Origin of the sequence: Yoonia sp., assembly GCF_014859355.1 — a bacterium.
Classification (GTDB): Bacteria; Pseudomonadota; Alphaproteobacteria; order Rhodobacterales; family Rhodobacteraceae; genus Yoonia.
In genome coordinates, this window is the sequence record NZ_JACUUJ010000024.1 from 1 (window position 1) to 25,046 (window position 25,046).

The 25,046-nt window shown below is 58.3% G+C and carries 25 protein-coding genes, 1 tRNA gene and 1 other RNA gene; 10 read left to right on the top strand and 17 right to left on the bottom strand.

Going from position 1 to position 25,046, the window contains the following annotated elements:
- Position 1: 1 nt before the first annotated feature.
- Positions 2-91 (bottom strand) — tRNA-Ser (locus IBX59_RS09840).
- A 127-nt stretch (positions 92-218) separates the two neighbouring features.
- On the opposite strand from IBX59_RS09840, the gene IBX59_RS09845 reads away from it, so the two are divergent.
- Positions 219-1,349, top strand: coding sequence for an AI-2E family transporter (locus tag IBX59_RS09845; protein WP_296374991.1), 1,131 nt, complete (start codon positions 219-221; stop codon positions 1,347-1,349).
- Between the two features lie 22 nt (positions 1,350-1,371).
- Here IBX59_RS09845 and IBX59_RS09850 read toward each other — a convergent pair whose 3' ends face one another.
- The 13 genes from IBX59_RS09850 to IBX59_RS09910 all read right to left on the bottom strand — a co-directional run bounded on the left by IBX59_RS09850 (position 1,372) and on the right by IBX59_RS09910 (position 15,915).
- Entirely contained in the window at positions 1,372-2,088 is a 717-nt protein-coding gene (locus IBX59_RS09850; protein WP_296374993.1) for an alanyl-tRNA editing protein, read from the bottom strand.
- The gene (locus IBX59_RS09855) at positions 2,085-4,466 is read right to left on the bottom strand and encodes a DUF3772 domain-containing protein (RefSeq protein ID WP_296374995.1); all 2,382 of its coding nucleotides are present in this window, start codon (positions 4,464-4,466) and stop codon (positions 2,085-2,087) included. Before IBX59_RS09855 ends, IBX59_RS09850 begins: the two co-directional genes overlap by 4 nt.
- Positions 4,463-5,494: a cysteine synthase A gene (locus IBX59_RS09860; protein ID WP_296374997.1), complete on the bottom strand. Its 1,032-nt coding sequence runs from the start codon at positions 5,492-5,494 to the stop codon at positions 4,463-4,465. The genes IBX59_RS09855 and IBX59_RS09860 overlap by 4 nt, the downstream gene beginning before the upstream one ends.
- 53 nt (positions 5,495-5,547) lie before the next feature.
- A complete protein-coding gene (locus tag IBX59_RS09865; RefSeq protein ID WP_296375000.1) occupies positions 5,548-6,663 on the bottom strand; it encodes a gamma-glutamylcyclotransferase in 1,116 nt (371 codons plus the stop codon).
- Between the two features lie 3 nt (positions 6,664-6,666).
- On the bottom strand, positions 6,667-7,107 hold the full coding sequence (locus tag IBX59_RS09870) for a TrgA family protein (protein WP_296375002.1): 441 nt from the start codon (positions 7,105-7,107) through the stop codon (positions 6,667-6,669).
- A gap of 33 nt (positions 7,108-7,140) precedes the next feature.
- Complete coding sequence (locus IBX59_RS09875; RefSeq protein WP_296375004.1) at positions 7,141-8,349, bottom strand: cyclopropane-fatty-acyl-phospholipid synthase family protein; 1,209 nt, start codon at positions 8,347-8,349, stop codon at positions 7,141-7,143.
- A gap of 124 nt (positions 8,350-8,473) precedes the next feature.
- Positions 8,474-9,892, bottom strand: coding sequence for a deoxyribodipyrimidine photo-lyase (locus IBX59_RS09880; RefSeq protein WP_296375006.1), 1,419 nt, complete (start codon positions 9,890-9,892; stop codon positions 8,474-8,476).
- 115 nt (positions 9,893-10,007) lie between these two features.
- Entirely contained in the window at positions 10,008-11,651 is a 1,644-nt protein-coding gene (locus IBX59_RS09885) for a BCCT family transporter (protein ID WP_296375008.1), read from the bottom strand.
- 24 nt (positions 11,652-11,675) lie between these two features.
- Positions 11,676-12,104, bottom strand: coding sequence for a universal stress protein (locus IBX59_RS09890; protein ID WP_296375011.1), 429 nt, complete (start codon positions 12,102-12,104; stop codon positions 11,676-11,678).
- A gap of 190 nt (positions 12,105-12,294) precedes the next feature.
- Positions 12,295-13,278 (bottom strand): acryloyl-CoA reductase, encoded by a 984-nt coding sequence (gene acuI, locus IBX59_RS09895; protein ID WP_296375013.1) that lies wholly within the window; start codon positions 13,276-13,278, stop codon positions 12,295-12,297.
- A 78-nt stretch (positions 13,279-13,356) separates the two neighbouring features.
- Positions 13,357-14,457, bottom strand: coding sequence for a dimethylsulfoniopropionate demethylase (locus tag IBX59_RS09900; RefSeq protein WP_296375015.1), 1,101 nt, complete (start codon positions 14,455-14,457; stop codon positions 13,357-13,359).
- A 45-nt stretch (positions 14,458-14,502) separates the two neighbouring features.
- On the bottom strand, positions 14,503-15,144 hold the full coding sequence (locus tag IBX59_RS09905) for a DUF1326 domain-containing protein (RefSeq protein WP_296375017.1): 642 nt from the start codon (positions 15,142-15,144) through the stop codon (positions 14,503-14,505).
- Positions 15,145-15,156: 12 nt separating this feature from the next.
- Positions 15,157-15,915: a DUF2182 domain-containing protein gene (locus tag IBX59_RS09910; protein WP_296375019.1), complete on the bottom strand. Its 759-nt coding sequence runs from the start codon at positions 15,913-15,915 to the stop codon at positions 15,157-15,159.
- A gap of 77 nt (positions 15,916-15,992) precedes the next feature.
- Here IBX59_RS09910 and IBX59_RS09915 point away from each other — a divergent pair, with 77 nt between their 5' ends.
- The 9 genes from IBX59_RS09915 to IBX59_RS09955 all read left to right on the top strand — a co-directional run bounded on the left by IBX59_RS09915 (position 15,993) and on the right by IBX59_RS09955 (position 21,940).
- A complete protein-coding gene (locus IBX59_RS09915; RefSeq protein ID WP_296375022.1) occupies positions 15,993-16,721 on the top strand; it encodes a GntR family transcriptional regulator in 729 nt (242 codons plus the stop codon).
- Positions 16,722-16,793: 72 nt separating this feature from the next.
- Positions 16,794-17,834, top strand: coding sequence for an ABC transporter substrate-binding protein (locus IBX59_RS09920; RefSeq protein ID WP_296375024.1), 1,041 nt, complete (start codon positions 16,794-16,796; stop codon positions 17,832-17,834).
- A gap of 110 nt (positions 17,835-17,944) precedes the next feature.
- Positions 17,945-18,289: a DUF4345 family protein gene (locus tag IBX59_RS09925; protein ID WP_296375025.1), complete on the top strand. Its 345-nt coding sequence runs from the start codon at positions 17,945-17,947 to the stop codon at positions 18,287-18,289.
- A 5-nt stretch (positions 18,290-18,294) separates the two neighbouring features.
- Positions 18,295-18,645, top strand: a transfer-messenger RNA (tmRNA) gene (gene ssrA / locus IBX59_RS09930).
- A gap of 52 nt (positions 18,646-18,697) precedes the next feature.
- Positions 18,698-19,348, top strand: a complete 651-nt coding sequence (locus IBX59_RS09935) for a DUF1194 domain-containing protein (protein WP_296375027.1) — start codon at positions 18,698-18,700, stop codon at positions 19,346-19,348.
- 233 nt (positions 19,349-19,581) lie between these two features.
- Positions 19,582-20,052 (top strand): SspB family protein, encoded by a 471-nt coding sequence (locus tag IBX59_RS09940; RefSeq protein WP_296375029.1) that lies wholly within the window; start codon positions 19,582-19,584, stop codon positions 20,050-20,052.
- 67 nt (positions 20,053-20,119) lie between these two features.
- Positions 20,120-21,511 carry a class II fumarate hydratase gene (fumC, locus tag IBX59_RS09945; protein WP_296375031.1) on the top strand — a complete coding sequence of 464 codons (1,392 nt, stop codon included), beginning with the start codon at positions 20,120-20,122 and terminating at the stop codon, positions 21,509-21,511.
- A complete protein-coding gene (locus tag IBX59_RS09950; RefSeq protein WP_296375033.1) occupies positions 21,508-21,684 on the top strand; it encodes a DUF4169 family protein in 177 nt (58 codons plus the stop codon). The genes fumC and IBX59_RS09950 overlap by 4 nt, the downstream gene beginning before the upstream one ends.
- A complete protein-coding gene (locus IBX59_RS09955) occupies positions 21,677-21,940 on the top strand; it encodes a ribbon-helix-helix domain-containing protein (protein ID WP_296375035.1) in 264 nt (87 codons plus the stop codon). Before IBX59_RS09950 ends, IBX59_RS09955 begins: the two co-directional genes overlap by 8 nt.
- On the opposite strand, the gene IBX59_RS09960 is transcribed toward IBX59_RS09955, so the two are convergent.
- The 3 genes from IBX59_RS09960 to IBX59_RS09970 all read right to left on the bottom strand — a co-directional run bounded on the left by IBX59_RS09960 (position 21,925) and on the right by IBX59_RS09970 (position 25,016).
- Entirely contained in the window at positions 21,925-22,164 is a 240-nt protein-coding gene (locus IBX59_RS09960; protein WP_296375037.1) for a hypothetical protein, read from the bottom strand. The genes IBX59_RS09955 and IBX59_RS09960 overlap by 16 nt on opposite strands.
- A 258-nt stretch (positions 22,165-22,422) precedes the next feature.
- Complete coding sequence (locus IBX59_RS09965; protein WP_296375038.1) at positions 22,423-23,781, bottom strand: cytochrome P450; 1,359 nt, start codon at positions 23,779-23,781, stop codon at positions 22,423-22,425.
- Entirely contained in the window at positions 23,778-25,016 is a 1,239-nt protein-coding gene (locus IBX59_RS09970; protein WP_296375040.1) for a hypothetical protein, read from the bottom strand. The genes IBX59_RS09965 and IBX59_RS09970 overlap by 4 nt, the downstream gene beginning before the upstream one ends.
- Positions 25,017-25,046 lie beyond the last annotated feature (30 nt).

Sequence of the window (25,046 nt, forward strand, 5' to 3'; positions counted from 1 at the left end):
GTGGCGGACAGACAGGGATTCGAACCCTGGAGACGGTCTCCCGCCTACACACTTTCCAGGCGTGCGCCTTCGACCACTCGGCCACCTGTCCGTGACGAGGGTTTAGACCGGGCCTGGCCCCTTTTGCAAGACCTTCATAATATGTTTGTTTATTGTCTTTACTGCATCTGCATCCGCAGCCATGTTCAAGCCGTCACGAATATGTCAGTCTAGGTGCTATGTTACACGATCCGCCCAAAACAAGCGTTCCTGAAAAACGGTCCGAATCAACCCGGCTGCAGACCGGCGCGTTGTTGATTATTGCGTTTGCTGTCGTTCTTTTCCTGCTGGTGCAGGCACGGTTTATCCTGATTTCGCTGGCGACGGCGATCATTTTGTTCAGTCTTACAAGCGATGTCATCAATTTTATCGCGCGGCAACGCATTGGGCCGATTCGTATCCCCAATGCCGTGGCCAGCGCCGTCGCCATGGTTCTGATTGCCGCCGCTCTTTTGACGCTGGCGTCTGTTCTGGTCGGACAAGTCAACACCGTGCTGGTCACAACGCTGTCTTATGCCGAACGCGCGCCCTCTGCGGTTGCATCATTGTTCAGTTGGCTTGGCGAAGAAGAAGAGCGCGCCATTTCCAACGCTGTCCGCTCAATGGAGGTGTCAGGCTATCTGCGCACGGCCGCTGGGCAAGCAAGCGGAATCATGCAGGCCACCGTTCTGGTGATCCTCTTTGTCGGCTTTTTGTTTGCCGAGCGTGTTTGGTTCGAAACCAAACTTGACAATTTCGTCGGTGACAAGGCGCAAGCCGAACGGATCGGCCGGATCATTCAATCCATTATTCACCGGGTCAATTATTACCTTCTGGTCAAAACCGTGATCAGCGCGATCACCGGGGCAATGGTCTATGTGCTGGCGCGGGCGTTTCAACTGGAATTGGCGACATCCATCGGGATCATCACATTCGTGCTGAATTTCATCCCGAATATAGGCTCGATCGTGGCGACCGTGCTGATTTCACTGATGGCCCATGTCCAAATCGGTGACGCTACGATTACGCTGCTGATCTTTACCATTTCAGGGATCATTCAGTTCATCAACGGCAGCATTATTGATCCGATGTTGATGGGGCATGCCTTGCGCCTGTCATCCTTCGGGATCATTCTGTCGCTCGCTTTTTGGGGGGCCGTTTGGGGCATTCCCGGGATGTTTTTATCGGTGCCGATTATGGTGATGCTTTTGGTTGTGTGCAGCCATGTTCCGCATTTGCGTCCCTTTGCCATTCTGCTGTCGCGCGAAGGATTGCCTGAATCCGAACAGATGCTTGATCAAACACCCGACAGACATCGTCACAAAGACTGATGTAGACGCGCCAGCGCGCTGCTTACGCAAAGTGCAAATAAACCCGCCGGTTCTGCCGGCCCTTTTTTTCGATCTTACCCAAGCTGACCCGGCCAATTTCGCGGGTATTCGCAACATGGGTGCCCCCACAGGGTTGCAGGTCGGCAGTTTCAAGGCCAACGCCGATCCGCACCAATCGGATACGTCCACCGCCACGGGGGGGCTGGACAGCCATTGTTTTCACAAGATCGGGTTGCGCATCCAGTGCGGATTCGCTGATCCACTCTTCCGTCACGTCCATATTGCAGGCAATCAGCCGGTTCAGATCCTCTTCGACCGCGGCCCGATCATCCAGTGCGTCTGGCATATTGAAATCCAGCCGCCCCTTGTCAGCCGCAATCGCACCGCCCGTGACCGGCAAAGGGATCACAACCGACAACAGATGCAGGGCCGTATGCATCCGCATATGGCGATACCGGCGGTCCCAGTTGATTTTCTGATGCACCCGGTCGCCCACCGCAGGCATCGCCGCAGGCTCTGCCGGCAGCAAAACCACACCATCCCCCTGCCCTTTCACGGCCGTGGCAATATCCAGCGTCCCACCATGCCAAACAAGCTGGCCGCTATCCCCGGGCTGCCCGCCAGAGGTGGGGTAAAACACGGATTTATCCAGCATGATCCCACCTTCAGAGGTGATCGCTGTCACATGGGCCGGTGCCTCGCGCAGATAGGCATCATCACGAAACAACAAGTCAGTCATGCTTTGCTTTCCTTCAGCGCCTCGGGATTGCGCAGCCAGATGTCATGTTGCGCAAAGGGAATCTCAATGCCTTCTGCGGCAAACCTTTTGGCAATTTCGTGGTTTATCTCGGATTTTGTATTCATGATGTAATTCACATCGCGCAGAATGGCCCGAATTTCAAAATCAAGCGAACTTGCCCCAAACCCCATAAACAGAACGGCAGGCGGTGGCGTCATCAGGACCATCGGGTGGGCCTCGGCAATTTCGCGCAGGATGTTTGTTACCTTGTCCACGTCACTGCCATAGGCCACCCCAACCGACAAGATGACCCGGCCAATCAGGTTGCCACGCGTCCAGTTGATGACCTGATTGCTGACCAGATCGGCATTGGGCACGATCACATCGGTCCGGTCAAAAGTTTCGATCCGGGTAGAGCGCACAGAAATGGCGCGCACATAGCCCATCTTTCCGCCGACTTCGATCCAGTCACCTTCACTGACGGGGCGCTCGATCAACAAAATGATCCCCGACACAAAGTTTGACACGATATTCTGCAACCCGAACCCGATTCCGACCGACAAGGCACCCGCCACGATCGCGAGGCTCGACAGGTCAATCCCCGCACTGGTGATCGCGATGATTGCAGCCAGAATGATCCCAAGATAGCCAAAACCGGCCACAATCGCATTTTGCCCCCCCAGATCCAACCGGGTGCGTGGCAGCACCGATTTGCGCAGACTGCCCTGAATAAACCGCGTCAGCAGGTAACCCAGTGCAAAGACGATCGCAAAAGTCAGAAAATCGCCGGGCGAAATGCGGGATTCGCCGAGCGCAAAACCTTCGCCAAAGCGGGTCCACTGTTCCTCTAGGTCATCGACACGGGCGCCCCATATCAGCGCAAAAAGCGGCAGGCTAAGAATGTAGATCAAGAAACTGATCAGAACCGGCAACAGCGCAAAGGCGCCCTTGTTGTTTTCGTCGTTGATGTCATCGCGGCTAACGTCGTGCACCAAACGCTGGATCGCCAGCAAAAGCCCGATCAATGCCAGCGACATGATCGCCGGCACCATCAGCGCCCGACCCGCGGCACCATATCCCAGCGCCGCAACCAAAGGGGCGACAACAGCGATCAGGATGCAAAGCTGCCCTACCAGATCCCGCAGGCGGCCCTGCGATACGGTCTGGCCTTCAATCTCTTCCGGCTTGCGCCGGATGACATGCCCCAGTTGCCACAACACAACGCCCATGACTGCCAACACCGGCCATTCAATCGCTGCGCGCACACCGGGATCTGTTTCGATAGTCTGCAATGCAGCGTCAAACAGCGACCCGATGGCCATGATCCACGCCAGTGTCAGGCTATAGGCCCGGCCCAGCCGGCGCGTGCCCCGATCATACCCCAGATACCCCGCCTGCACACCCGACGGAAAAATGCGCCCCCCCAGCCACCAGGCAAACACCACTGCAAACCCCGCAGACGGGATCGCCGCCACCACAAGACTGCTGCGAAGACCAAAAATATCAAGCGTTTCAAGCGACAATCGCAGCGCCACCAGCCCCAGAACCGGCACTGCAATTTGCGCCAGCGACAAAGTGAACATCCAGACTGGCATCAGTTTCCCGGCGCGAGTTTCCAGGGTGCTGCGCCATGTGGTAATCCATCGCCGCACAAACCAAAGCAGCCCGACAGCCACAACAAACAGCGCAACCGCGCGCGGCAGGTTTGACTGAAGCCGCCCCGATTCAACCCCTTGAACAAGACCCGCGGCGATTTCGACGCCCACGATGGATACTGCGTTCCAAACGGCCGCCACTGCCCCACCCAGATGCACCGGATTCAGCGGGGATGGGCCACGTTTGGTCAGTTCGGCCGTTTGGCGTTGCAATAGGCGCGCATCAAATTCGCGGATCAATCCATCAGCGCGGGCATGCGCCTCTGCGGCCAGGATGCCCGGTGCTGCAAGGGCGCGCCTTTGTTCAGCTAACGCCGCCCGTCGCGTTGCAACGTCGGGGGCTTCCTCGCCTGTTTCAGGGACTGCACCCAGCGCCGCAATCTGGGCATTTACCGTGGCAAGCCGGGCGGCGTTGTCGCGTGTGCGCAAGTGGAATGCGTCACGCCACATCACCAGATCCGCCCGCACGCGGTTCACCGCAAACAGTGATGCATCGGGCCGCATGGCCAGATCTTCTGCAAGCCGCGCAACCCTTTCCCAGCCTTCGTCAAAGGGCGCGACCGGCGGTTGCTGTAACGACGCGTCGGGCGCGGCTGGTCCTTGCATGTCCGTGACCGTGTCCTGCGCGGCCGTGTCCGGCACGGCTGCATCACCAATGCCTTGGGCAAGCCCCGGCAAAGGCCACAGCGTCAGGACCGCAACAAGGAACAGCCGCCGGATCATGTGTCGGCAAAGACCGACGGCAGTTCAACCTTTGCTTCCAGCCATTCCGGCACCGGTAGACCCTTTTCACGCAGGAAGCCGGGGTTATACAGCTTGGATTGATAGCGGGTGCCATAGTCGCACAGGATAGTCACAATCGTATGGCCCGGCCCCATGTCGCGCGCCATGCGGATCGCTCCGGCTACATTGATGCCCGTCGAACCGCCCATGCACAAACCTTCGTGTTGCAACAGATCAAAGACAATCGGCAGTGCCTCTTGATCGCTGACGTTATAGCAAAAATCGGGCTTCAGCCCTTCAAGGTTCCGGGTAATCCGCGCTTGCCCGATGCCTTCGGAAATTGACGATCCTTCCATCTTCAGCACGCCGGTGGTGTAATAGGAATAGAGAGCGGCGCCATCAGGATCGGACAGCCCGATTTTAACGCCTTTGTCCTGCAAGGCCATGGCGACCCCCGCCAGCGTGCCGCCCGACCCGCAGGCGCAGATGAACCCGTCAACCTTGCCGCCCGTCTGGTCCCAGATTTCCGGGCCGGTGGTTTCGATATGCGCCTGCCGATTGGCGACGTTATCAAACTGGTTCGCCCAGACCGCCCCATGCGGTTCGGTCTTGGCCAATTCATTGGCCAGCCGTTCGGAATAGCGGACAAAATTGTTGGGGTTGCGATAGGGCGCTGCGGGCACTTCGACCAGTTGCGCACCGGCAAGGCGCAGCATGTCTTTCTTTTCCTGACTTTGGGTTTCAGGAATAACGATGACCGTCTTGAACCCCATGGATGCGCCCACCAGCGCCAGCCCGATGCCGGTATTGCCGGCGGTCCCTTCGACAATCGTGCCGCCCGGTTGCAGATCACCCCTGGCAATCGCATCACGGATCATGAACAGCGCCGCGCGATCCTTGACGGACTGTCCGGGGTTCATAAACTCTGCCTTGCCCAGAATGGTACAGCCCGTTGCCTCTGACGCGGCGCGCAGTTTGATCAACGGGGTATTGCCGACCGCATCGGCCAAATCTTGTCTGATGGTCATCTTAGGGCGCCTTTCGTTTTACGTAACATGTGTAGGCCCGCGCCAGCCTGACATCAAGACATGGCGCGCAGTCGTGTCCGGTGGCGGGCCAGCCAGTTAAGCAGTAAAACCAATGGGCCGGTCGCGATTTCACCGCTGTCCATCAACGCCAAGGCCCTGTCCAGCGTGATCGGGTGCAGGCGCAAATCCTCTGCTTCGGATGCAAGCCCGCCGCTATAGGGGGATGTTTGCGGGATATCGCACAGACCGACATAGCCATACATGAAATCGGTTGACGCGCCGGGCGACGCGTAGAACGCGCTGACAGGTTCAAGATGGCGCAGGGTAAGCCCTGCTTCCTCTTGTGCTTCGCGGTGTGCGGCATCTTGCGGGGTTTCGCGGGCATCAACGATTCCGGCCACAGGCTCCAGCATCCACGGATTGGGATCATGCCGCATCAGCGGCCCCATGCGAAACTGTTCCACCAGCACCACACGGTCGCGCAGCGGATCATAAGGCAGCACGATGGCCGCATCGACACCAAGGAAGGCCTCGCGCACCAAAAGATGCGATCTTGTGCCATCAAACCGGCGATGGGTCACATCGACGCTTTGCAAACGAAAAAAAGACCCCTGCGGTGGGCGGCTGGCGACAATGCGCATATCGTCAGGTGCTGCGGCATGGCGGATTTGTGCAGGGCCGGCAGAGGCGCGGTGCTTGGCCCAAGCACGCGCATCGATCATCGGCCACATGCGCCGCAAGGCACCCGGTTCGGGCAATGGACGGTGGGAAAACAGGTCTTGTGCGGCCAGAACCGCAGGGGCCAAATGCGCCGGTTCCCACGTCTGCAACGCCCAGTCCCCCGGTCCCGCCACAACCGCCTTTGGCGGCATATAGCAAGAAACCGGGACTATTTCGCCGCCTTGTGTGACGCGCATTTCTTTGCGCTGATACCCAAATGCCGATTCATACAGATCGAGGCGGTTGACCTGTTGATCCGTCAGATCATGCCAGACAACCCCCCGGCATACCGCCCCGCTGGTGGCTATGATAAAGGGCACAACAGCATCCCTGACAGGCAGGCGCGCATATTCTTCCAGTTGTGCCTGCGTCGCAGTCAGACGTCCGGGCCCGGCAACCGCCGCCATCAATGCATGCGACATCAACGTGCCGTAAACAAACAGATCCATCGTTCAAGGGTAACGCTTGGCGTAATATTCGGCCACCCAAGCACCGATGACCCCGCCAACCGCCACCGACACGATCAGGTTCACGTCCAACAATTCTTGCCCAAATTCCAGCATCTGTGCAAAAATATCGACAACCCCCTCCATCGGGCCATCATAAAGCCGCCGCAACGATTTGCGGATCATCCTTTGGAACGACACAAGAAAGATCACCCAAAACGACAGGGCAAAAGCCCCTGTCAGACCGTGGCCAATGGCGGCGTAATACCCGCGATTGGCCCGCGCACCGACAATCTTCCACCCACAGACGACGGCAATCGTGATCGTGGCCGGGATCAGGTAGCCAGGCGCCACACCTTCGGGAAAAAACGGGATCAAAAGGCTCGCAATATACCAACCATATAGCGCATAGGCGATGGCCCCTGCGAGGCGTCCAGCTGTCGGCATACAACGGCATCCTTCTTGGCGTCCGCGCCGCGTTCAGGGCGCGCGTGTCACGGTTATCTGGGTTACATCGCAGTTTCCGCTATGAAAAGTGCTGGCGCAAGAGGTCAGATAAAAGTTCCACATCCGTTTAAACCGTTCATCAAAACCCAAGGCGGCGACATCATCCCAGCGATCATTGAACGTCTCGTGCCAGCGGCGCAGGGTCTGGCTGTAGCTTTCACCGAATTCAATCGAACGCGCGACGGTTAATCCAGCCTTTTCAATCTCTTGGCGCAAGACCACAGGGCTGGGCAGCATGCCGCCGGGAAAGATGTATTTCTGGATGAAATCAACGCCCCGCTTGTAGACCTGCCAACGCCTGTGCGCGACCGTGATGATCTGGAGTGTTGCGTGTTTGCCCGGTTTCAGCCTTTCGCGCAGGGTCTCGAAATAGACCGGCCAGTACTTTTCGCCCACGGCCTCGAACATTTCGATACTGGCGATCCCGTCATAAACGCCGGTTTCGTCGCGGTAATCCTGCATCTTGATCGTCACCATATCCGACAGCCCGGCCTTGGCCATCCGTTCTACCGCATAGTCATGTTGTTCGCGGCTGATCGTCAGGCCTGTAACCCTTAGTCCGCGTTCCTTGGCGGCATATTCGGCAAACCCACCCCAGCCACAGCCGATTTCCAGAACATGATCGCCCGGTTGCGCGCCCATCTGATCGACCATGCTTTGGTATTTGGCGATCTGCGCGGCCTCCAGGCTTTCTTGTCCGGTGTCGAATTTGGCCGATGAATAGGTCATTGTTTCGTCCAGCCAAAGCGCATAGAAATCATTGCCCAGATCGTAGTGATAGCTGATGTTCTTTTTCGCCTGCTCTTTGGAATTGCGCTGCATCCAGAACCGCATCCGTTCATAAAACCGCACAAGAAACTGGCCGGGAAACCCGTCATACATGTCCTCGGCGTCGTCATGCACCAGATCCATGAAGGCCAACAGATCAGGCGTTGACCACCAGCCATCCATATAGGCCTCGCAAAACCCAAGATCACCTTCGCGTATGGTGCGCGCAAACAGATCATCGTTATGCACCTGAATTTCAGCCACATAGCCCGGTTCTGTTCCTTCGGCGCGAAAATGCCGCCCGTCAGGCAAAATCACGTCAATCCGTCCGCGTTTCATCGTTTGCATCACATCAAAAACAGCGGAAAAATACCGGGGCAGTTTGTCCTGCCCTTCAGTGCTGGTGAATATCATTCTTGTCCTTTTGTCGTTCTGAACGCGCTCAGGCGGGTCGCGCTCGGTTTATGGCAGTAAATTAACCTGTGTTTCGGTGAAGTCACGGAAAACGTTTGAAAAAGTTTTACTGACCCTGCGTCGTTCAAAAACCACGGTTTTCATATGCGTACAATGCACGCTTGCGCCCGGCATCCGCGGCGACAACCGGATCAGGATAACCATCGTGGGGTGACATGCCCCAGCGCATTGGGATCATATCATAAAACGACAGCGCCGTCGCTGATGGTCTGGAATATGGTTCGGCCAGCCAGCGTTTGACATAAGCGCGATCCTTGTCGAATTTATCCAACTGCGTCACCGGATTGAACACGCGGAAATACGGTGTGGCATCCGGCCCCGACCCCGCCGACCATTGCCATCCCATCGCATTGCTGCACGGATCCCAGTCGATCAGGCAGTCGGCAAACCAGTGCATCCCGATTTGCCAATGCGTCAGCAGATGTTTCGTCAGGTAAGACGCGACAATCATCCGCCCCCGGTTATGCATGGTGCCGGTGACATACATTTCGCGCATGGCGGCATCGACAAACTGGATACCCGTGCGACCCTGTTGCCATGCCACCACCTCGGGACGCTTTTCATCGGTGTTCCATGGAAAGGAATCCCAGTCTTGTTTCCAGTTGTCGCTGACAATCCGCGGCGTGTGATAGGCCAGATGATAGGCAAATTCGCGCCAGACCAGTTCTTTTAGAAACACCTCTGCATCTGCTTTGCCATCGTGCAGCGCACGCCAGCCCGCATGCCAGCAACTGCGCGGGCTGATTTCCCCATAGGTCAGGTTTTCCGACAGGCCTGATGTGCCTTTCACTGCGGGCAGATCGCGGTTTTTCGCATAGCTGGCCACGCGATCGGCGATAAACCCGCCCAATCTGTCCGCTGCGGCGGTTTCCCCAACAGTGCAATGGCCGGCCAGAATATCGGCGCCGCGCTGCATAGCTGCCCCCATCTGCCAGTCATCCAGCGCATCAGACGCGGGCCAACTGTCAGGCGCGGGTATCGCGGCGGGTGTTGGCAAGGTATCTGGCACGGCGGTATCGCGCACCGATTTCCACATCGGTGTGTAGACCTTGTAAAATCCGCCCGTCTTGGTCGCCACCGTCCATGGTTCGAACAACACATGCCCGGCAAAACTTTGCGCGTCGATCCCGTCGCATTTCAGTGCCGCTTTGACGGCGGTATCGCGCGCCCGCGTGTCAGGATCATAAAGCCGCGACCAATAGACAGCCCCGGCCCCCGTTTGTGCAATCAGATCGCGCAGCACCACCAGCGCATTACCCCGACGCAGGATCAACCGGCTGCCCTTGTCCGCCAGCGAATGCACCAGATCCGCCAGCCCCAGACCCAGCCTGAACCGCGGCGCGGCCCCCTGCCCGGCGACAAGATCATCATGAATGAACACCGGAATGACCGGGCGCCCGCTGGCGCAGGCGGCGGTCAGGGCCTGATGGTCACCCAGCCGCAGATCGCGCCGGAACCACATGATGATGGGGGATATTTCCACGAAACTTCTACCTGTCACTGCCACGTGTTGATCTAGCGCAAGGATCGCCGCGTCAACACGCAAAAAGGGCCGCCCGACAGGACGGCCCCTTGTTTTTGCCCTGCACCCGGTCAGGTCAGGCGCGCAATTCGCTGCGCAGGCCCTGAAAGATCGCCCAGCACATCAACAACAAGACCAGCGTAAACGGCAGGCCGGTCGAAATGACCATCGCCTGCAACGCCCCCAATCCGCCGCCCAGCAACAGCACGATCGCCACGACACCTTCAAAGATACACCAGAACATCCGCTGTGGCACAGGCGCGTCAACCTTGCCCCCCGCCGTGATCGTGTCGATCACCAGCGAGCCGGAGTCAGAGGATGTCACGAAAAACACCACGACAAGGATGATCGCAAGGGTCGATGTGATCGCGGCCAGCGGCAAATCGGCCAGCATCCCGAACAGGCTCAGTTCCGGACTATAGCTGTCGATCACATTGGCCTTGACCAGACTTGTGTCCGGCGATGCGAAAACCTGATCAATTGCGGTGCCGCCGAAAACGGCCATCCACAGCACGCAAACCAGCGACGGGATCAGCAGAACGCAGACGACGAATTCACGCACTGTCCGGCCCCGGCTGACACGGGCAATGAACATGCCCACGAAAGGTGACCAGCTGATCCACCAGGCCCAATAGAACGCGGTCCAGCCTTCGCGATAGCTGTCATCGGTCCGGCCAACGGGGTTTGATAGCGGTGCAAGGTCGGCGATATAGGCCACCAGTCCGCTGCCGAAACCCGACAGGATGGCAAGCGTCGGGCCAACAAACAGCACGAACAGCAGCAGTAGGGCCGCAAGCATCATGTTGATCTCGGACAGTACCTTGACCCCACCGTCAAGCCCGCGCATCACTGACACAAGCGCAACCGCCGTGATCCCGATGATCAGAATGACCTGTGTGTTAACCGTGTTTTCGATGCCATAGACAAACTCCATCCCTGCAGCTGCCTGCTGTGCACCCAGCCCAAGCGATGTCGCCAGACCGAACAAAGTCGCAAAAACCGCCAGCGTATCAATCACATGGCCTGTCCAGCCCCAGACCCGTTCGCCGAAAATCGGGTAGAAGGCCGACCGGATGGATAGTGGCAACCCCTTGTTATAGCTGAACAATGCCAGCGCAAGCGCCACCACGGCATAGATGGCCCAAGGATGCAGCCCCCAGTGATAGATCGTGGCGGCCAGCCCCATTTCGCGCGCCGCATCCACATTTGCCGCAATCACATTTCCATCGGCGTCAAAGGGCGACGCAACACCCAGCGGTTCCGATATGGCCATATGATAAACCGGTTCCAGCACACCAAAGAACATCAGACCAATGCCCATGCCCGCGGCAAACAGCATCGCGAACCAGCCCATATAAGTGTAGTCAGGCGTGGCCTCGGCCCCGCCCAAGCGCACCGTGCCAAGCGGCGTAACGATCAGCATCAGGCAGAAAAGCACAAAGACGTTTGCGGCGGAAATAAAGAACCAGTCAAACGTGCTGGTCAGCCATGGCCGCAGCGCACCGAACATGGCGGCGGCCTGTTCCTGAAATACGAGGGCATAAAAGACAAAGGCGACAACGCTCAGCCCGGAAATCGCAAAAACAGGATTGTGAATATCAAGCCCGAACGGCCCGACATTGGCCTCGTAATTGTCTTGCCCAATCGTATAGTCGGTTTCGATAAGGTCGGTGCTGCCTTCAGGTAAAGGAATCCCCGTATTCGTGCTTTCATCGGCCATATATCTAACCCCCTTCATTCATTTTTATTTTGATGCGTCGGCGCGAACCAGAAAGACCGACGCCTTTGTATGTGTGGCCAACCGCCCCCCGTTTGACGGCCATAAACGGTCGCCAATATGCGGCACATGGGTTGCCATCACCACCAGATCGGCGCCCACCGCGTCGACGGCCTTGACCAGATCTTGATCCAGATCGGCGGTGGGATCGTGCGAAATCACCATGTGCGATGCCACGTCATGCCCGTGGGCTACGCCCTCTTGTCTGGCAAAGGCATCCAGTTTGGCAGCGTATTCCTGCGGGGTATGTGCCGTTGCTCCGGGCGTCGGCGTGGTCGCCCCGACATAGCAGACTTGCGCGCCGTAAAGCTTTGCAATATCCGCCGCGACGGTGATCGCGGTCTCCATACGGTCACGGTGAGCCAAATCAATGGGCACCATAATCTTGTGAAACATTGTTCCCTCCTGTCGCGGCGGTTTTTAACCTTACAGGCCACGCAGGTCGCAAGAGCCGCGTTTTTGTGCGGGAAACCAAGACAAATGCCCGATATCCCCACACAAGCCTAACAGGATGAAACCCGGCAAAACAACCGGTTTCACGTCATTTCTTTTTCCGATCTATGCCCGGATCATGCGCAAGACATGGTCACGCGTTCACATCGACCACCACGCGCCCCTTGATTTGACCCTTCAGAATATCAGCGCCAAGCTGCGGCAGATCGGCCAGCGTGGCAGGCTGCACCATCGCCTCCAGCTTATCCATCGGCAGGTCGCGCGCAATCCGCGCCCAGGCGCGCAGGCGGTTGTCATAGGGCTGCATCACGCTGTCGATGCCCAGCAGGTTCACGCCGCGCAACAGAAACGGAATCACCGTCGCAGGCAATACTGCACCGCCTGCCAACCCCACAGCAGCAACCGATGCACCGTATTCCATCTGCCCAAGCACACGCGCCAGCATCGCGCCGCCCACGGCATCAACACATCCACCCCAAGTCTCGCCCTCTAACGGGCGCTTGGTCGTCTCGTTCAATTCCGCGCGCGGCACAATTTGCGTAGCCCCCAGCGACCGCAGGTAATCTTCGGTCTCAGGCCGGCCCGTCACCGCCGCCACCTTATAGCCCAAATTGGCAAGGATCGCCGTCGCCACAGACCCCACGCCACCCGCAGCCCCGGTCACAAGCACCGGCCCTGCCTTGATCCCATGATCCTCCAGCGCCATGACCGCCAGCATCGCGGTAAACCCGGCGGTGCCCACGGCCATCGCCTGCCGCGTCGTCAACCCTTCGGGCAGTGGCACCAGCCAGTCGGCGCGCACCCGCGCTTTCTGCGCATAGCCGCCCCAATGCGCCTCACCGACGCGCCAACCGGTCAGCACAACCTTGTCGCCAGGTTTGTAACGCGCATCAGATGACGCCGCGACCGTGCCGGCAAAATCAATCCCCGGCACATGCGGATAATTCCGCACCAACCCGCCGCCGGGTCCGATGCAAAGCCCGTCCTTGTAATTGACGGTGGAATATTCCACGGAAACGGTCACCTCTGCCTCGGGCAGTTGATCCAGCGACATCTCCTGCACGCCCGCATGTGTCTTGCCGTCTGCGTCCTTTTCGACAACCAAAGCCTTGAACATCACATCCTCCTTGGTGGGCTCCCACCTTCATCTTGGTCAAAAAACTCCCGCCGGAGGCTCCGACGACAGCCACTGGCGCTAAAGCCAGAAATTCTCGTGTACGACAGCCTCGCGCATCCCGTCCGGCGTATCCACCTGCAAAGTCGCACCCGCGTCCCAATGGGTCATCCGCACCATGCCAATCGCCACATTGACGCCAAAGTCCGGCGATTTGGCCGCCGATGTCACCTGCCCTACCCGTTTGCCACCCGCCAACATTGGCCAGGCGCGGTCACAGGGGGGAATCTCACCTGCAATTTCAATCGCCCTGATCTGTTGCGTCGGCCCTTCCTTGGCGACGCGCAGCAGCGCATCGCGTCCGACGCAGCCAATCGCCGTCTGCGTTGAACAGAACCGCCCCAACCCGCATTCATGCGGCGTATTTTCGCGCGTCATGTCATTGCCATATGACAGCAACCCGCCCTCGATCCGTTCGATCAGGTTCGGACAGCCCGCGCGCACGTCAAGGTCTTTGCCCGCCTCTAAAAAAGCGTTCCACAGCGGCATTCCGTTTTCAGCGCCATCGACGTAAATCTCGAACCCGCCCTGTTTGGAATAGCCCGACCGCGCCACCGCCATGCTGACACCTTGAAAATCGAACCAGCCAAAACGGAAAAACCGCACCGCGCGTGTCGCATCACCGAACACCCTTGCGACCAGTTCCTCGGCCTGTGGTCCCTGCACCGCAAGCGGCGATATATCGGGCTCATCCACCAGCACATCCAGCCGATAACCATAGGCCAACCCCTTGACCCAGAATAAAAGATCACTATCGGCGATGGAAATCCACCAACGGTCCTCGGACAGTTTCAGCGCAACAGGGTCGTTCAGCATCCCCCCCGTTTCATCGACGATCGGCACATAATAACATTGCCCCGGTAGCATTCCGCGCAGATCGCGTGGCGTCAGCATCTGCATGAGCCGCGCGGCATCGGGGCCGCGCAGTTCGATCTGGCGTTCGCAGGCCACATCCCAGACCTGCACGGCGTTTTTCAGATGGTGATAATCCGCCACCACGCTGTCAAACACCGTCGGCAGCAGCATATGATTGTAAACGGTATACCCTTTGACACCCGCCGCCTCGACGCCGGGGGTAAAGGGGGTGCGCCGGATGCGGCGCGAAGGGGCGATGACGACCATAAGGGCACCTTTGAAAGATAAACAGTGGTGTTCAGAGCCGACAGATCAGTTCGGCCCGTGCCAGTCGATCTGGCAGATTTCGGCGCTGCGCCCGTCAAAATCCCACACCCGGCCAAAGGCGCGCACGCGGCCCTTGTTGGCCGTCGCAACGGTGATGTCAGGCCCCATCCAGTAACCTGTATTGGTCACCACGATATCTTCATCAGGGTCTTTGCCGCCGACCGGCACCACCTCGCCCTGAATGGCCTTGCCGACCATCAGGCGCCGCGCCTTGCCTTCGGTCTCAAACAGAACCGGTGCACGTTCAGCCCCCAGAAATTCGCTGACCAGCACCTTGAACAGCCCCGTGGTGCCGCGTGCCTTGCCGGTAAAGATGTTCAGCAAGCCGTCATAGGCCGCGTCAGTGGCGCGTTCATCGATATAGGCGGCAGCCTTCCAGTTGCCGCGCGCCATCAGGCCGGGAATTTCCAGCACCAACCCCACGTTCAGACCGCTCAGGTCTTCGTCACCGTAATGCCCGCTGTCGATGCGAATACCCGACCACGCCTGACAATAGCCTTCGGTCGGCGCATGTTTGCCAAGCGACACCACGCAGGGGCAGAACACCGTGCAGTTGCAGTTCAGGATCAATTCGCCCTTGATCGCCCAAGGGATCGTTCCCACCGCTGCATTCTGATCCAAAGCCATTTCCATTCCTCCTTATACGGCGCGCACCACCAGTGTCATTGCACCAAAAATCAGGACAACGCCCAAGGGCCTTGTCACATATCGCCCCAAGTTCTGCATCTTTTCCAGAACCATGATCAGCGTCGCAATCCCCATGAAGGCCATGTTCATGACCCCGCCCACAAAGGCCAGCAGCATCAAGGCCCAGCAACAGCCAAGACAGATCAACCCCAGCCGCAGCCCATTACGCCACGGGCCTTCGTCCCAATGTGACATAAAAAATGTCAGCGGCTGGCGGCATTTGCTCAGGCAGGCCTCTTTGACGGGTGAAAACTGGTAAAGGCCCGCCCCCAGCAACAGCCCTGCCGACAACCAAAGCGACTGGCTGTCACCGATGGCGCTGATCATTTGCAGACTGAACAGCCCCATCTGCGCCGCTGCTGCAATCAACGAAAATCCCATCCAGACCACCGCATACCCTGCCACCAGCGGGGCAAGGCGCGCCCCTGTCTGGTGGCACAGATCGTCATGGGTCGCGAACGCAGGCAAGGCCGTGGGCAACATCATGGCCGCCGCCATCAGCGCCCACATCGCAACGGCGGTGGCATAGCCTGTGGCATCCAGCGTGACAACGCAAAGGGATCGCCAAAACTCTGATCCGTAAACTTTTGATAACGCGCGCAAATCATCCGGTATTGCCAGCGTATAAAGCACGATCCAAGCGCCCAGGATCACCCCGAACAGGGTCAGCCAATGCGGCATTCCCATCGTTCTGATCCGGTCTGACAGCATGGTCCACCCCCGACTCAACGGCTTGCATTTAAATTGTCAGACAATTACCTTTCAGGCAAATCATAAATGTCAGACAAATGAAAATTGACCCCGAAAACCCCGCCGATCTGTCGGCACAGATTGCCAAGGCGATCAAGGATGCCATCATCTCGGGCGCGCTGCCCGTCGATGAACGTCTGCCCTCCGAGGCGGAAATGGCCGAACATTTCGATGTGTCACGTTCCAGCGTGCGCGAGGCACTGAAACGGCTGGCGGCGCAATCGCTGATCCGCACCCAGCGCGGGGCTGCGGGGGGGGCTTTCGTCAACCGCCTGCGGTTTGAAGACGCCTATGGTCAACAAATCACCACATCGACGCTGCTTTTGTCGATGAACGATGTCAGTTTTGCCACCGCCTGCGAGGCGCGCTATGCGCTGGAACGGGCCTGTGCGCCGCTGGCCGCCGCACGGCGCAGCGCCGATCATCTGGCCACCATGCGCGCCGAGGCACACCGCCAGGCGCAGCCCGGACTGACAGACGCGGCGTTTTGCGCATCCGACGTGGCGTTTCACCGCGCGCTGGTGGATGCGGCTGGCAATCCGGTGCTGTCGTATCAACTGGCCGGTGCGGTCGAGGCGATGCAACCGCTGATGAACATGATCACATTTACCGCCCGGTCGCGCGAACGGATCGTTGCCCTGCATCTTGACATCGCCGACGCGATCGCAGCCCATGGCGCCGCCGACACCGATGCAAAACTGGCCGAACTGGCAACTTACACCCAGCAACTTGCCCAAGATGTCATCGCACGGCGCAGACCTGCGTAATGCGCCAAATGGCCCTTGCAGTGCCGCACCGTCATGAATACCTAATCAAAATCCAAATGAGAGCAGAACACCATGAAAGCCAACATTTTCTTTAGTGCCGTGTCCGTCACGGCGCTTTCCACCGCAGCGATTGCGCAGGATTCCGATCTTTTGGTCTTTGACTATTCGGGGTTCGAGGATCCGGCATATCACCAAGCCTATATCGACCAGCACGGTGCCAGCCCGACCTTTGCGTTTTTTGGCGACGAAGACGAAGCGTTTCAAAAGGTGCGTTCAGGTTTCAAGGCCGATGTCGCGCATATCTGTGCCGGTTCGGTCAGCCGCTGGACCGACAGCGGGATCATCAAACCTTGGGATACGTCCCGCATCACCGCATATGACAATCTGAACCGCGCCCTGACCGGCACCGATGTGGGCGCAGAAACGGCTTATTTCATCCCGACGGATTTCGGATCAACCGCGATCGCCTATAACCCGGAATCTGTCCCGGTCGAGGATGTGACCAGCCTGCAAATTTTCAAGGATCCCAAATACGCGGGCCGCATGACATTGCCAGACAACGTTGACGATGCCTTTGCGCTGGCCTATCTGGCCACCGGCGTTGACGACTGGACCACCGCCACCGATGCGCAATTTGACGCCGCCGCCAACTGGCTGCGCGAGGTTCACCCCAACCTGCGCACCTATTGGACCGACCCGGCCGAATTGGCACAGCTGATGTCATCGGGTGAAATCCTGATCAGCTGGGCGTGGAATGAAACCTATCCTACAATGGTCGAGGAAGGCCGCCCTATCGGTTTCGCACGCGAAACAGTGGAAGGGTCGTCGCTGTGGTTGTGTGGCTATGTCAACCTTGCAAATGGATCGGGTGTAGAACAAAAGGCATATGACTACGTCAACGCGATGCTGTCCGAGGACTCGGTCGTGCCATTGCTTGACGCCGGTTTCGGGTCGGCCAACGCCGCCGCATTGGCGGCCCAAGTGACCGAGGAAGACCTTGTCGCATCCGGGCTGGGCGAGGTTGATGTGCCGCTGCTGGCGCAATTGCCCCTGCCCAACGCCATGCGCGAACGTCAGGCGGAAACGTTTGAGCTGATCAAAGCCGGTTTCTAAGATATCCCCCCGCAGGGCGGATGATGTTCCGCCCTGCCCCAGCCATCACCACAGCTTGACCTGTCACTGGCGCGCCACCGTTACAGCGGGCAAGCAACAGGAACACACAGATGGATCTTCTTAATCTCGCTTTTGCCATCACCAGCATCGGACTGGGCTGTTTTGGCTGGCTTGCGCCGCGTTACACGCTGGCCACGCTTGACCTGACAGCTGGCCGCAGCGGGATGGGGCCGTCTGAAATTCGCGCATCCGCCGGGGCATTGTTCGTGGGAATGGGGATTGGCGCGCTGATCATCGGCACCCCTACCGCCTATGCAATGCTGGGGTTTTGCTGGTTGGGTGCCGCGATGGGGCGTGCGACATCGCTGCTGCTGGATAGGCAAAGCCGCAAGAAATGGGTATTTTTCGCAGTCGAGCTGGGCGTTGGCTTGCCAGCTGTTGCACTGAATCTGTAGCGCAACCACTTGCAAGCGCCCCCCACACCCCCTATTTAACAAATGTCTTTCGGGACTATGGACATAAACGCGCTCGTAATACGCGGATCGGACCCGGGGGCGGTACCCGGCGTCTCCACCAAAAACTGCTCATTTGGCAGCCATGGGGACGAAACAGGATCGACGAACGTCTAAAGGGGTTTTGCTTTGTCTCGGTGAGTTACCACCGTTATCGGTACAAAAAAGCTAGTTGCAAATGACAACAAAGCACCAATGGCGATGGCTGCGTAAGCAGTCGGAACTATTGAAACCTTAAGCCCTATGGTTTTGCGACCATAGGCGGGGTCCGCAGGTACCTGGCAACAGAAACCTGCACCTTCCCCCTTACGATGGCTTGCATTGCCGCCCGCGCCTGCGCACCATGCGGCTATGGTTCGAACCTTGCTTGGCCTTGCGCTATCTGTTTTTCCCCTGGCTGCGTGGGCCTGTGATACGGCGCTTGTGCTGATGGTGGATGTGTCGAATTCCGTCGATGCGGCAGAATACCGGCTGCAAACCGATGGCATGGCCGCAGCATTGCGCGACCCTGAAATTGTCGATGCGATGGTGCGGGGGCAAACCGCCATTGCGGTTGTGCAATGGTCGGGCGTTGACCAACAGGCGCTAAGCATTCCATGGCAACGCATTAATACCGGTCTGGACGCGCAGGCGCTGGCCGCGCAAGCTGCCGCGATGCCCCGTGCATTTGTCCTGTCGGATACGGCCCCCGCAGAAGCGGTTTATTTCGCGCTGGAACTGTTCGCACAGGTTCCGGACTGCGCGCATAAGGTGATTGACGTCTCAGGCGACGGCACCCCCAATGCAGGGTCAGACGTGCGCGCGGCCCGCAATGCCGCCGAACGCGCCGGTGTCACGATCAACGGGATTGCCATTGAATCGATGGGGCTGGCGATCACCGGATTTTACCGCAATGCGTTGATCACCCGGAATGGTTTTGTCATCACCGCCCGCACTCACCGTGATTATCCGCGCGCAATCCGCACCAAAATTTTCCGCGAGCTTAGTCAAGTTCTGGGGTGATGGCTGCGGCGCAAGACGGGCGGCCTTGTCTGCGACCTTTGGCAGACATCACGACCACCGTCGTCGGGGCGATCGCAAGCCTGTTACCATGGTTTGTGCTGTGGCTGATTTTACGGGGCCGCGCGGGGGCCGCGCCTTGCGATTGATCGGCAATGCGCGCAACCTGATCAGGGGTCTTTCATCCACAACAGAATCCCGTATGCTGCACCTGTCAAAGGAAAGGACGTGATGCCGTGACCCGCTCCATCGATTATGGAAATCTGATGCACCGCGCCATGCGCGGCCTGATCCAGGAGGTTCTGGCAGATGTCGCTGCAAATGGACTGCCCGGCGCGCACCATTTCTTTGTTACCTTTGATACGATGCACCCCGATGTCGAAATCGCGGATTGGCTGTCAGACCGCTATCCGGGTGAAATGACGGTCGTAATCCAGCATTGGTTCGACAATCTGGAAGCAACAGATGACGGGTTTACCATCACGCTGAACTTTGGCGACAACCCAGAAACGCTTTATATCCCTTATGATGCGATCAAGACCTTTGTTGATCCGTCTGTCGAATTCGGTCTGCGGTTTGAAACACAGGATACCGCCGAAGAACCCACCACAGAGGCGCCGATGGATGAAATGGTCGAACCCGAGAACGAACCGGAAACCGACCGCAAACCAGCCGATGTTGTCAGCCTTGATAAATTTCGCAAATAGCTGATCTTGCGCCAAGGCCCGCGCGGCCTTAAACCGCCCCCAACAGCAACGCAAAAGGGGCCAGATCATGACCGCGACACGCACCGAAACCGATAGCTTTGGCCCGCTTGCGGTCCCCGCCGACCGCTATTGGGGCGCACAGACCCAACGATCGCTGCAAAACTTTCCCATCGGTTGGGAAAAACAACCTATTGCCATCGTGCGCGCGCTGGGCGTGATCAAACAAGCCTGCGCCATTGCCAACAAGGACCGCAGCAAACTGGACGCAGAACGCGCCGACGCCATTATCGCCGCCGCCGCCGAAGTGGTCGCTGGCAAGCTGGACGATCATTTCCCACTCGTCGTGTGGCAAACCGGGTCAGGCACCCAGTCGAACATGAACGCCAACGAAGTGATCAGCAACCGCGCCATTGAAATTCTGGGCGGCGTGATCGGGTCAAAAGACCCCATTCACCCCAACGATCATGTCAACATGGGCCAATCGTCCAACGACACATTTCCGACAGCAATGCATATTGCCGTGGCAACCACCGCACATGATGTGTTGTTGCCAGGTCTGGCAAAACTGCATGCCGCATTGGAACAAAAGCAACGCGAATTTAACGACATCATCAAGATCGGCCGCACCCATACGATGGATGCAACGCCGCTGACGCTGGGCCAGGAATTTTCCGGCTATGTGCATCAGGTCGCCATGGGTATCCGCCGGATCAAATCGGCGTTGCCCGCAATTTACGAACTGGCGCAGGGCGGAACTGCTGTTGGCACAGGGTTGAACACGCCAAAAGGCTGGGGTGAAACGGTCGCGGCCCATATGGCGGACATTACCGGCCTGCCATTCGTCACCGCCCCCAACAAGTTCGAAGCCTTGGCCGCCCATGATGCGCTGGTAGAACTCTCGGGTGCTTTGAAAACAGTCGCTGTCAGCCTTTATAAAATCGCCTGCGATATTCGGATGCTGGGGTCTGGTCCACGTTGCGGGTTGGGCGAACTGATGCTGCCGGAAAACGAACCGGGGTCATCCATCATGCCCGGCAAGGTCAACCCCACACAGGTCGAGGCGATTACGCAAGTCTGCGCGCATGTGATGGGCAACGACGCCGCCGTCGGTTTTGCCGGATCACAGGGACATTTCGAACTGAACGTGATGAAGCCGATGATGGCTTATAACGTGTTGCAATCCATGCAACTTTTGGGCGATGCCAGCAGTGTATTTACCGACAACTGCGTGGTCGGTATTCGGGCAGACCGGACGCGGATCGAAAAACTGATGCGGGAATCGCTGATGCTGGTCACCGCGCTGGCGCCCACTATCGGTTACGACAATGCCACAACCGTCGCCAAGACCGCGCACAAGAACGGCACCACCCTGAAAGAAGAAGCGATCAATCTGGGGTTTGTGGATGAGGCGACGTTCGACAAAGTGGTTCGCCCCGAAGACATGATCGGCCCCAAGTGACACCTGTCAATCTGAACAAGGCGCGCAAGGCGCGCGACAGGGCCGAAGAAAAGGCCAAAGCGGATGAAAACGCCATCCGCTTTGGCCGCACCAAAAGCCAGCGGTTGTTAGAGGCTGCACAGGCCCAAAAAGCGCGCGACCGGCTGGACCAGATGAAGTTCGAAGATGAATGATCATCGACGCCCCGTCAAACGGTCATTGACCCTGCGCAGGCACCGCACAAGCGTTTCGCTCGAAGATATCTTCTGGGACAGATTCCGCACGATTGCAGATCAGGACGGCAAAACGATCAATGGTCTGGCCGCTGAAATAGATGAAGGCCGGGGGGATATCAGTCTCGCCTCGGCCTTGCGGGTTTTTGTTCTGGAACGTGCGCTAGCGGACCATGGCCCGCTTAACGATCAGACGCGCGATCAATCCTTGGAATAAAGCGCACCGCGCAAATTCGACAACCGCGCGCGATCGCTTTTTTCGGCATCGCTCAACCTTGCTGGCTTGGCCTGTTCCGGCTGGCCTGATTTTGCGAAACGTTTTGCAATTTCATGTGGTTTCAGCGGTCTTGGCGCAGCGGTCAATTTGATTTCGTCGCGACGGCGTTTGCCCAGAAGGCCCATAAGGCCAATCTTGGATGGATCTGGCAGCGATATCGTCATCGTATCCCCCAATAGGCACAAACATTGACTTCTCTTTTCGAAACACGGTGATTTAGGTCAAAAGCAAGGCAGACTGTTCACCTATTTCTGACCCGAGTATGATCAGACACCAGTCCTTCTGTCCATAGTAAGAAAAACAACAATTTGAAAAATGGCGCAGATAGGTCCCAATTGGGGCAACCCATACATCTTGTGTTCATCGGGGGCCTGCAAATGCAGCAAATCTGTCGATTTGCACATATGACTGCCACGATCTGTTTAACGCTTAGCGAATCGCAACACGATCCCATCCCGTGACCGCACCGTTAGATGCGCCACTGGCATAGGTTCTGAATCGGAAACAATAACAAAGCGATAGTGTCGCAAAATCTGTGCCAGCAGCACCACGCCTTCGATCATCGCAAAGCCCGCCCCGGTGCAAACCCGGGGTCCGGCAGAAAATGGCATATAGGCATCACGGGCGGCGGCCTTGCCTGCGTCACTGTCCCAACGGGCCGGATCAAAGGCATCAGGGGCATCCCAGAACCGCCTGTGCCGATGCAAATGCCAAGGCGACAGCACCACTTGCGCACCGGGGCGCACATCGCGGTTGCGAAACACCTCTGGGCGTGTGGATTCGCGCACCATCATCGGCACCGGCGGATAAAGGCGCAGCGTTTCGCGAAACACATTGCGCGTGACCTTCAGGCTGGACAAGGCGCCAAATGTCCCGTCAAAGCCAGCCGCCTCTTGCGCGACCTTGTCCTGCCAATCAGGATAGCGCGCCAGAAGATAAAGCGCCCATGACAGCGCCGAAGCGCTGGTTTCGTGGCCCGCAAGGAAAAATATTGCGACCTGATCAACCATTTCCCGCAGACTGAATTCGGCCCCGGTCTGCGGATCTTTTGTCGTCATGATCTTGGTGGCCAGATCATCCGGGGCGGTCCCTGCCGCAATTCTGGCAAGGCGCGCCTTGGTCAGTTTCGTCATCAGCGTGCGGATATGACGGGCAGGCCGCCGGACACCGGGCCGGAAAAACCGTGGCATCCAGCGCGGCCCCGGCACAAAGGCCGCAAGGTTCAAAAGCGGCTGCGCCCGCTGATACGCCTGAAAGGCGGCAAAAACGTCCCGTGCAACGGCATCGTCGATCGGGATTGAAAACAGGGCCCGAAAAATCACATCAGCCGTCAGATGGCTGGTCAATATCTCGATGTCGTGTGGTGTTTCGTCGGCCAGTGGCGCCCAGCGGGTCACGGCGCTGTCGCCGGCGGCAAGAATGGCGGGCAAAGTATCACGCAAGCGGCCGCCTTCAAACGCGGGGTCGATAATTCGGCGCTGACGTTTCCACGCCTCTCCGTTAGCGAGAAAAACGCTGTTGCCCAAAAGCGGGCGCAATCCGGCGCCAATGCGATCGGATTTCGGAAAATCATCGGGCCTTTCGTGCAAAACCTGGCGGATCAGGGCGGGATCATTGATCAGGTAACTGCGAAAAAACGGCGTGCGAAACGCCGCCATCCACGCACCATACAGGCGCTCGGGTTGGGCAGACAGAATATCCTGCCGGAACAGCCGGCTATAGCGCCACAGCGATACCTTGTCCGGTCGCGCGGGCGGTTTGGGCGCCAGGTTGGTTTTCATGGTGCAATATCTGTGTATTTCGACACCGCGACATCAATCCGCGATTTTGAGGCCTGTCTGTCACGATACCGATCCGCGAGCGTCATCGGGCCTGCGGTGATCTGGAAATAGTCGTAATCGCCAGGCCGGTCAAAGGCGCAGAGATATTGAAAATGCAATCGGAAAAACCGCCAGCGCAGCGCCTTCCAACGGCCGGGCGACAGCGTTTGCGTGAACGCCGCCGAGATCACCAATGGCCAGCGTTTGCCCGGCAGGGCCACGCCCGTCACCGCGACCGGATCACACAGGGCAAAGCAGCATCCGTCACCTGGGGCAGAAACATCAACCCATGTCAGCGCATCCTGGATCGAAAGATAGGCCAGATCAGCCCGCAACCGCCGTGCCTTGGGCAGAAATGACGCCATCGGCACCACCTGCCCCAGTGTCAGCAAGGCCAGCCTTGGCCCGCCCTGCGGCACGCGCCCCTGTCGGATCAGGTCAGCGACCACGCAAACCGCCAGATGCGCACCCGACGAATGGCCCACGACCAAGACCTCGTCCACGGGATCAAGGAACGCCTGCGCAATCTGGTCGGTGAATTGGGCAAGTCGCGCTTCCAGTGCTGGCGGGTTCGCGCCGCCAGCACTTGCCGCAAAAGCGTAGTCATGCATCAGGTAATAAGCAAAGAGTTTGTCATCCCTCGATTTGAACCAGCGCAACAGCACGATCGTCACCGCCGCCCAGACCGCGTATTGCAGCAGAAGCCTGGAAATTCCCGGCAGACCCACCCGCCCCAGCACCAGCGCCATCACCTGCCCTGCCAACCAACCCAGCACAGCCGCCAGCGCCAATTGCCCCAGCAACATCGCGACAGGATACAAGGCTGCAATCACCGGCCCCTTGCGCATCCACATCAACCGCCGCAGCGTGCCTGTTGAAAGATAAAGCCATGCCGTGCGCAGCATTTGCCAATATGTCGCCGGAATACTTTGCGCCATGCTTTCGCGCACGATATCAGACCAGACCAGCACATCAATTTGCGCCGACACATCTTTGCCGTCGATCTGCCCATCCACAATCCACCCAAAGGTATCGGCCCCCGGATTGGCACTGAGATTGATCCGATAACCGCTGATTTGCGCCTGTGCGGCCCCTTCGCTGCGGTAAAGTTCGCGGTAACGGCGTGGATGTATCGGATCATACCCGGGGATATGAAACACCTGTCGGCGCCTCACGGGCACAGCTTGGGCGTTCATGGATATAAACTGCATGATACCATGGGCGGC

Coding starts and splice junctions, on each gene's coding strand:
- IBX59_RS09845 (WP_296374991.1), top strand. CDS start 219: ATGTTACACGATCCGCCCAAAACAAGCGTTCCTGAAAAACGGTCCGAA.
- IBX59_RS09850 (WP_296374993.1), bottom strand. CDS start 2,088: ATGACTGACTTGTTGTTTCGTGATGATGCCTATCTGCGCGAGGCACCG.
- IBX59_RS09855 (WP_296374995.1), bottom strand. CDS start 4,466: ATGATCCGGCGGCTGTTCCTTGTTGCGGTCCTGACGCTGTGGCCTTTG.
- IBX59_RS09860 (WP_296374997.1), bottom strand. CDS start 5,494: ATGACCATCAGACAAGATTTGGCCGATGCGGTCGGCAATACCCCGTTG.
- IBX59_RS09865 (WP_296375000.1), bottom strand. CDS start 6,663: ATGGATCTGTTTGTTTACGGCACGTTGATGTCGCATGCATTGATGGCG.
- IBX59_RS09870 (WP_296375002.1), bottom strand. CDS start 7,107: ATGCCGACAGCTGGACGCCTCGCAGGGGCCATCGCCTATGCGCTATAT.
- IBX59_RS09875 (WP_296375004.1), bottom strand. CDS start 8,349: ATGATATTCACCAGCACTGAAGGGCAGGACAAACTGCCCCGGTATTTT.
- IBX59_RS09885 (WP_296375008.1), bottom strand. CDS start 11,651: ATGGCCGATGAAAGCACGAATACGGGGATTCCTTTACCTGAAGGCAGC.
- IBX59_RS09890 (WP_296375011.1), bottom strand. CDS start 12,104: ATGTTTCACAAGATTATGGTGCCCATTGATTTGGCTCACCGTGACCGT.
- acuI (WP_296375013.1), bottom strand. CDS start 13,278: ATGTTCAAGGCTTTGGTTGTCGAAAAGGACGCAGACGGCAAGACACAT.
- IBX59_RS09900 (WP_296375015.1), bottom strand. CDS start 14,457: ATGGTCGTCATCGCCCCTTCGCGCCGCATCCGGCGCACCCCCTTTACC.
- IBX59_RS09905 (WP_296375017.1), bottom strand. CDS start 15,144: ATGGCTTTGGATCAGAATGCAGCGGTGGGAACGATCCCTTGGGCGATC.
- IBX59_RS09910 (WP_296375019.1), bottom strand. CDS start 15,915: ATGCTGTCAGACCGGATCAGAACGATGGGAATGCCGCATTGGCTGACC.
- IBX59_RS09915 (WP_296375022.1), top strand. CDS start 15,993: ATGAAAATTGACCCCGAAAACCCCGCCGATCTGTCGGCACAGATTGCC.
- IBX59_RS09920 (WP_296375024.1), top strand. CDS start 16,794: ATGAAAGCCAACATTTTCTTTAGTGCCGTGTCCGTCACGGCGCTTTCC.
- IBX59_RS09925 (WP_296375025.1), top strand. CDS start 17,945: ATGGATCTTCTTAATCTCGCTTTTGCCATCACCAGCATCGGACTGGGC.
- IBX59_RS09935 (WP_296375027.1), top strand. CDS start 18,698: ATGGTTCGAACCTTGCTTGGCCTTGCGCTATCTGTTTTTCCCCTGGCT.
- fumC (WP_296375031.1), top strand. CDS start 20,120: ATGACCGCGACACGCACCGAAACCGATAGCTTTGGCCCGCTTGCGGTC.
- IBX59_RS09955 (WP_296375035.1), top strand. CDS start 21,677: ATGAATGATCATCGACGCCCCGTCAAACGGTCATTGACCCTGCGCAGG.
- IBX59_RS09960 (WP_296375037.1), bottom strand. CDS start 22,164: ATGACGATATCGCTGCCAGATCCATCCAAGATTGGCCTTATGGGCCTT.
- IBX59_RS09965 (WP_296375038.1), bottom strand. CDS start 23,781: ATGAAAACCAACCTGGCGCCCAAACCGCCCGCGCGACCGGACAAGGTA.
- IBX59_RS09970 (WP_296375040.1), bottom strand. CDS start 25,016: ATGAACGCCCAAGCTGTGCCCGTGAGGCGCCGACAGGTGTTTCATATC.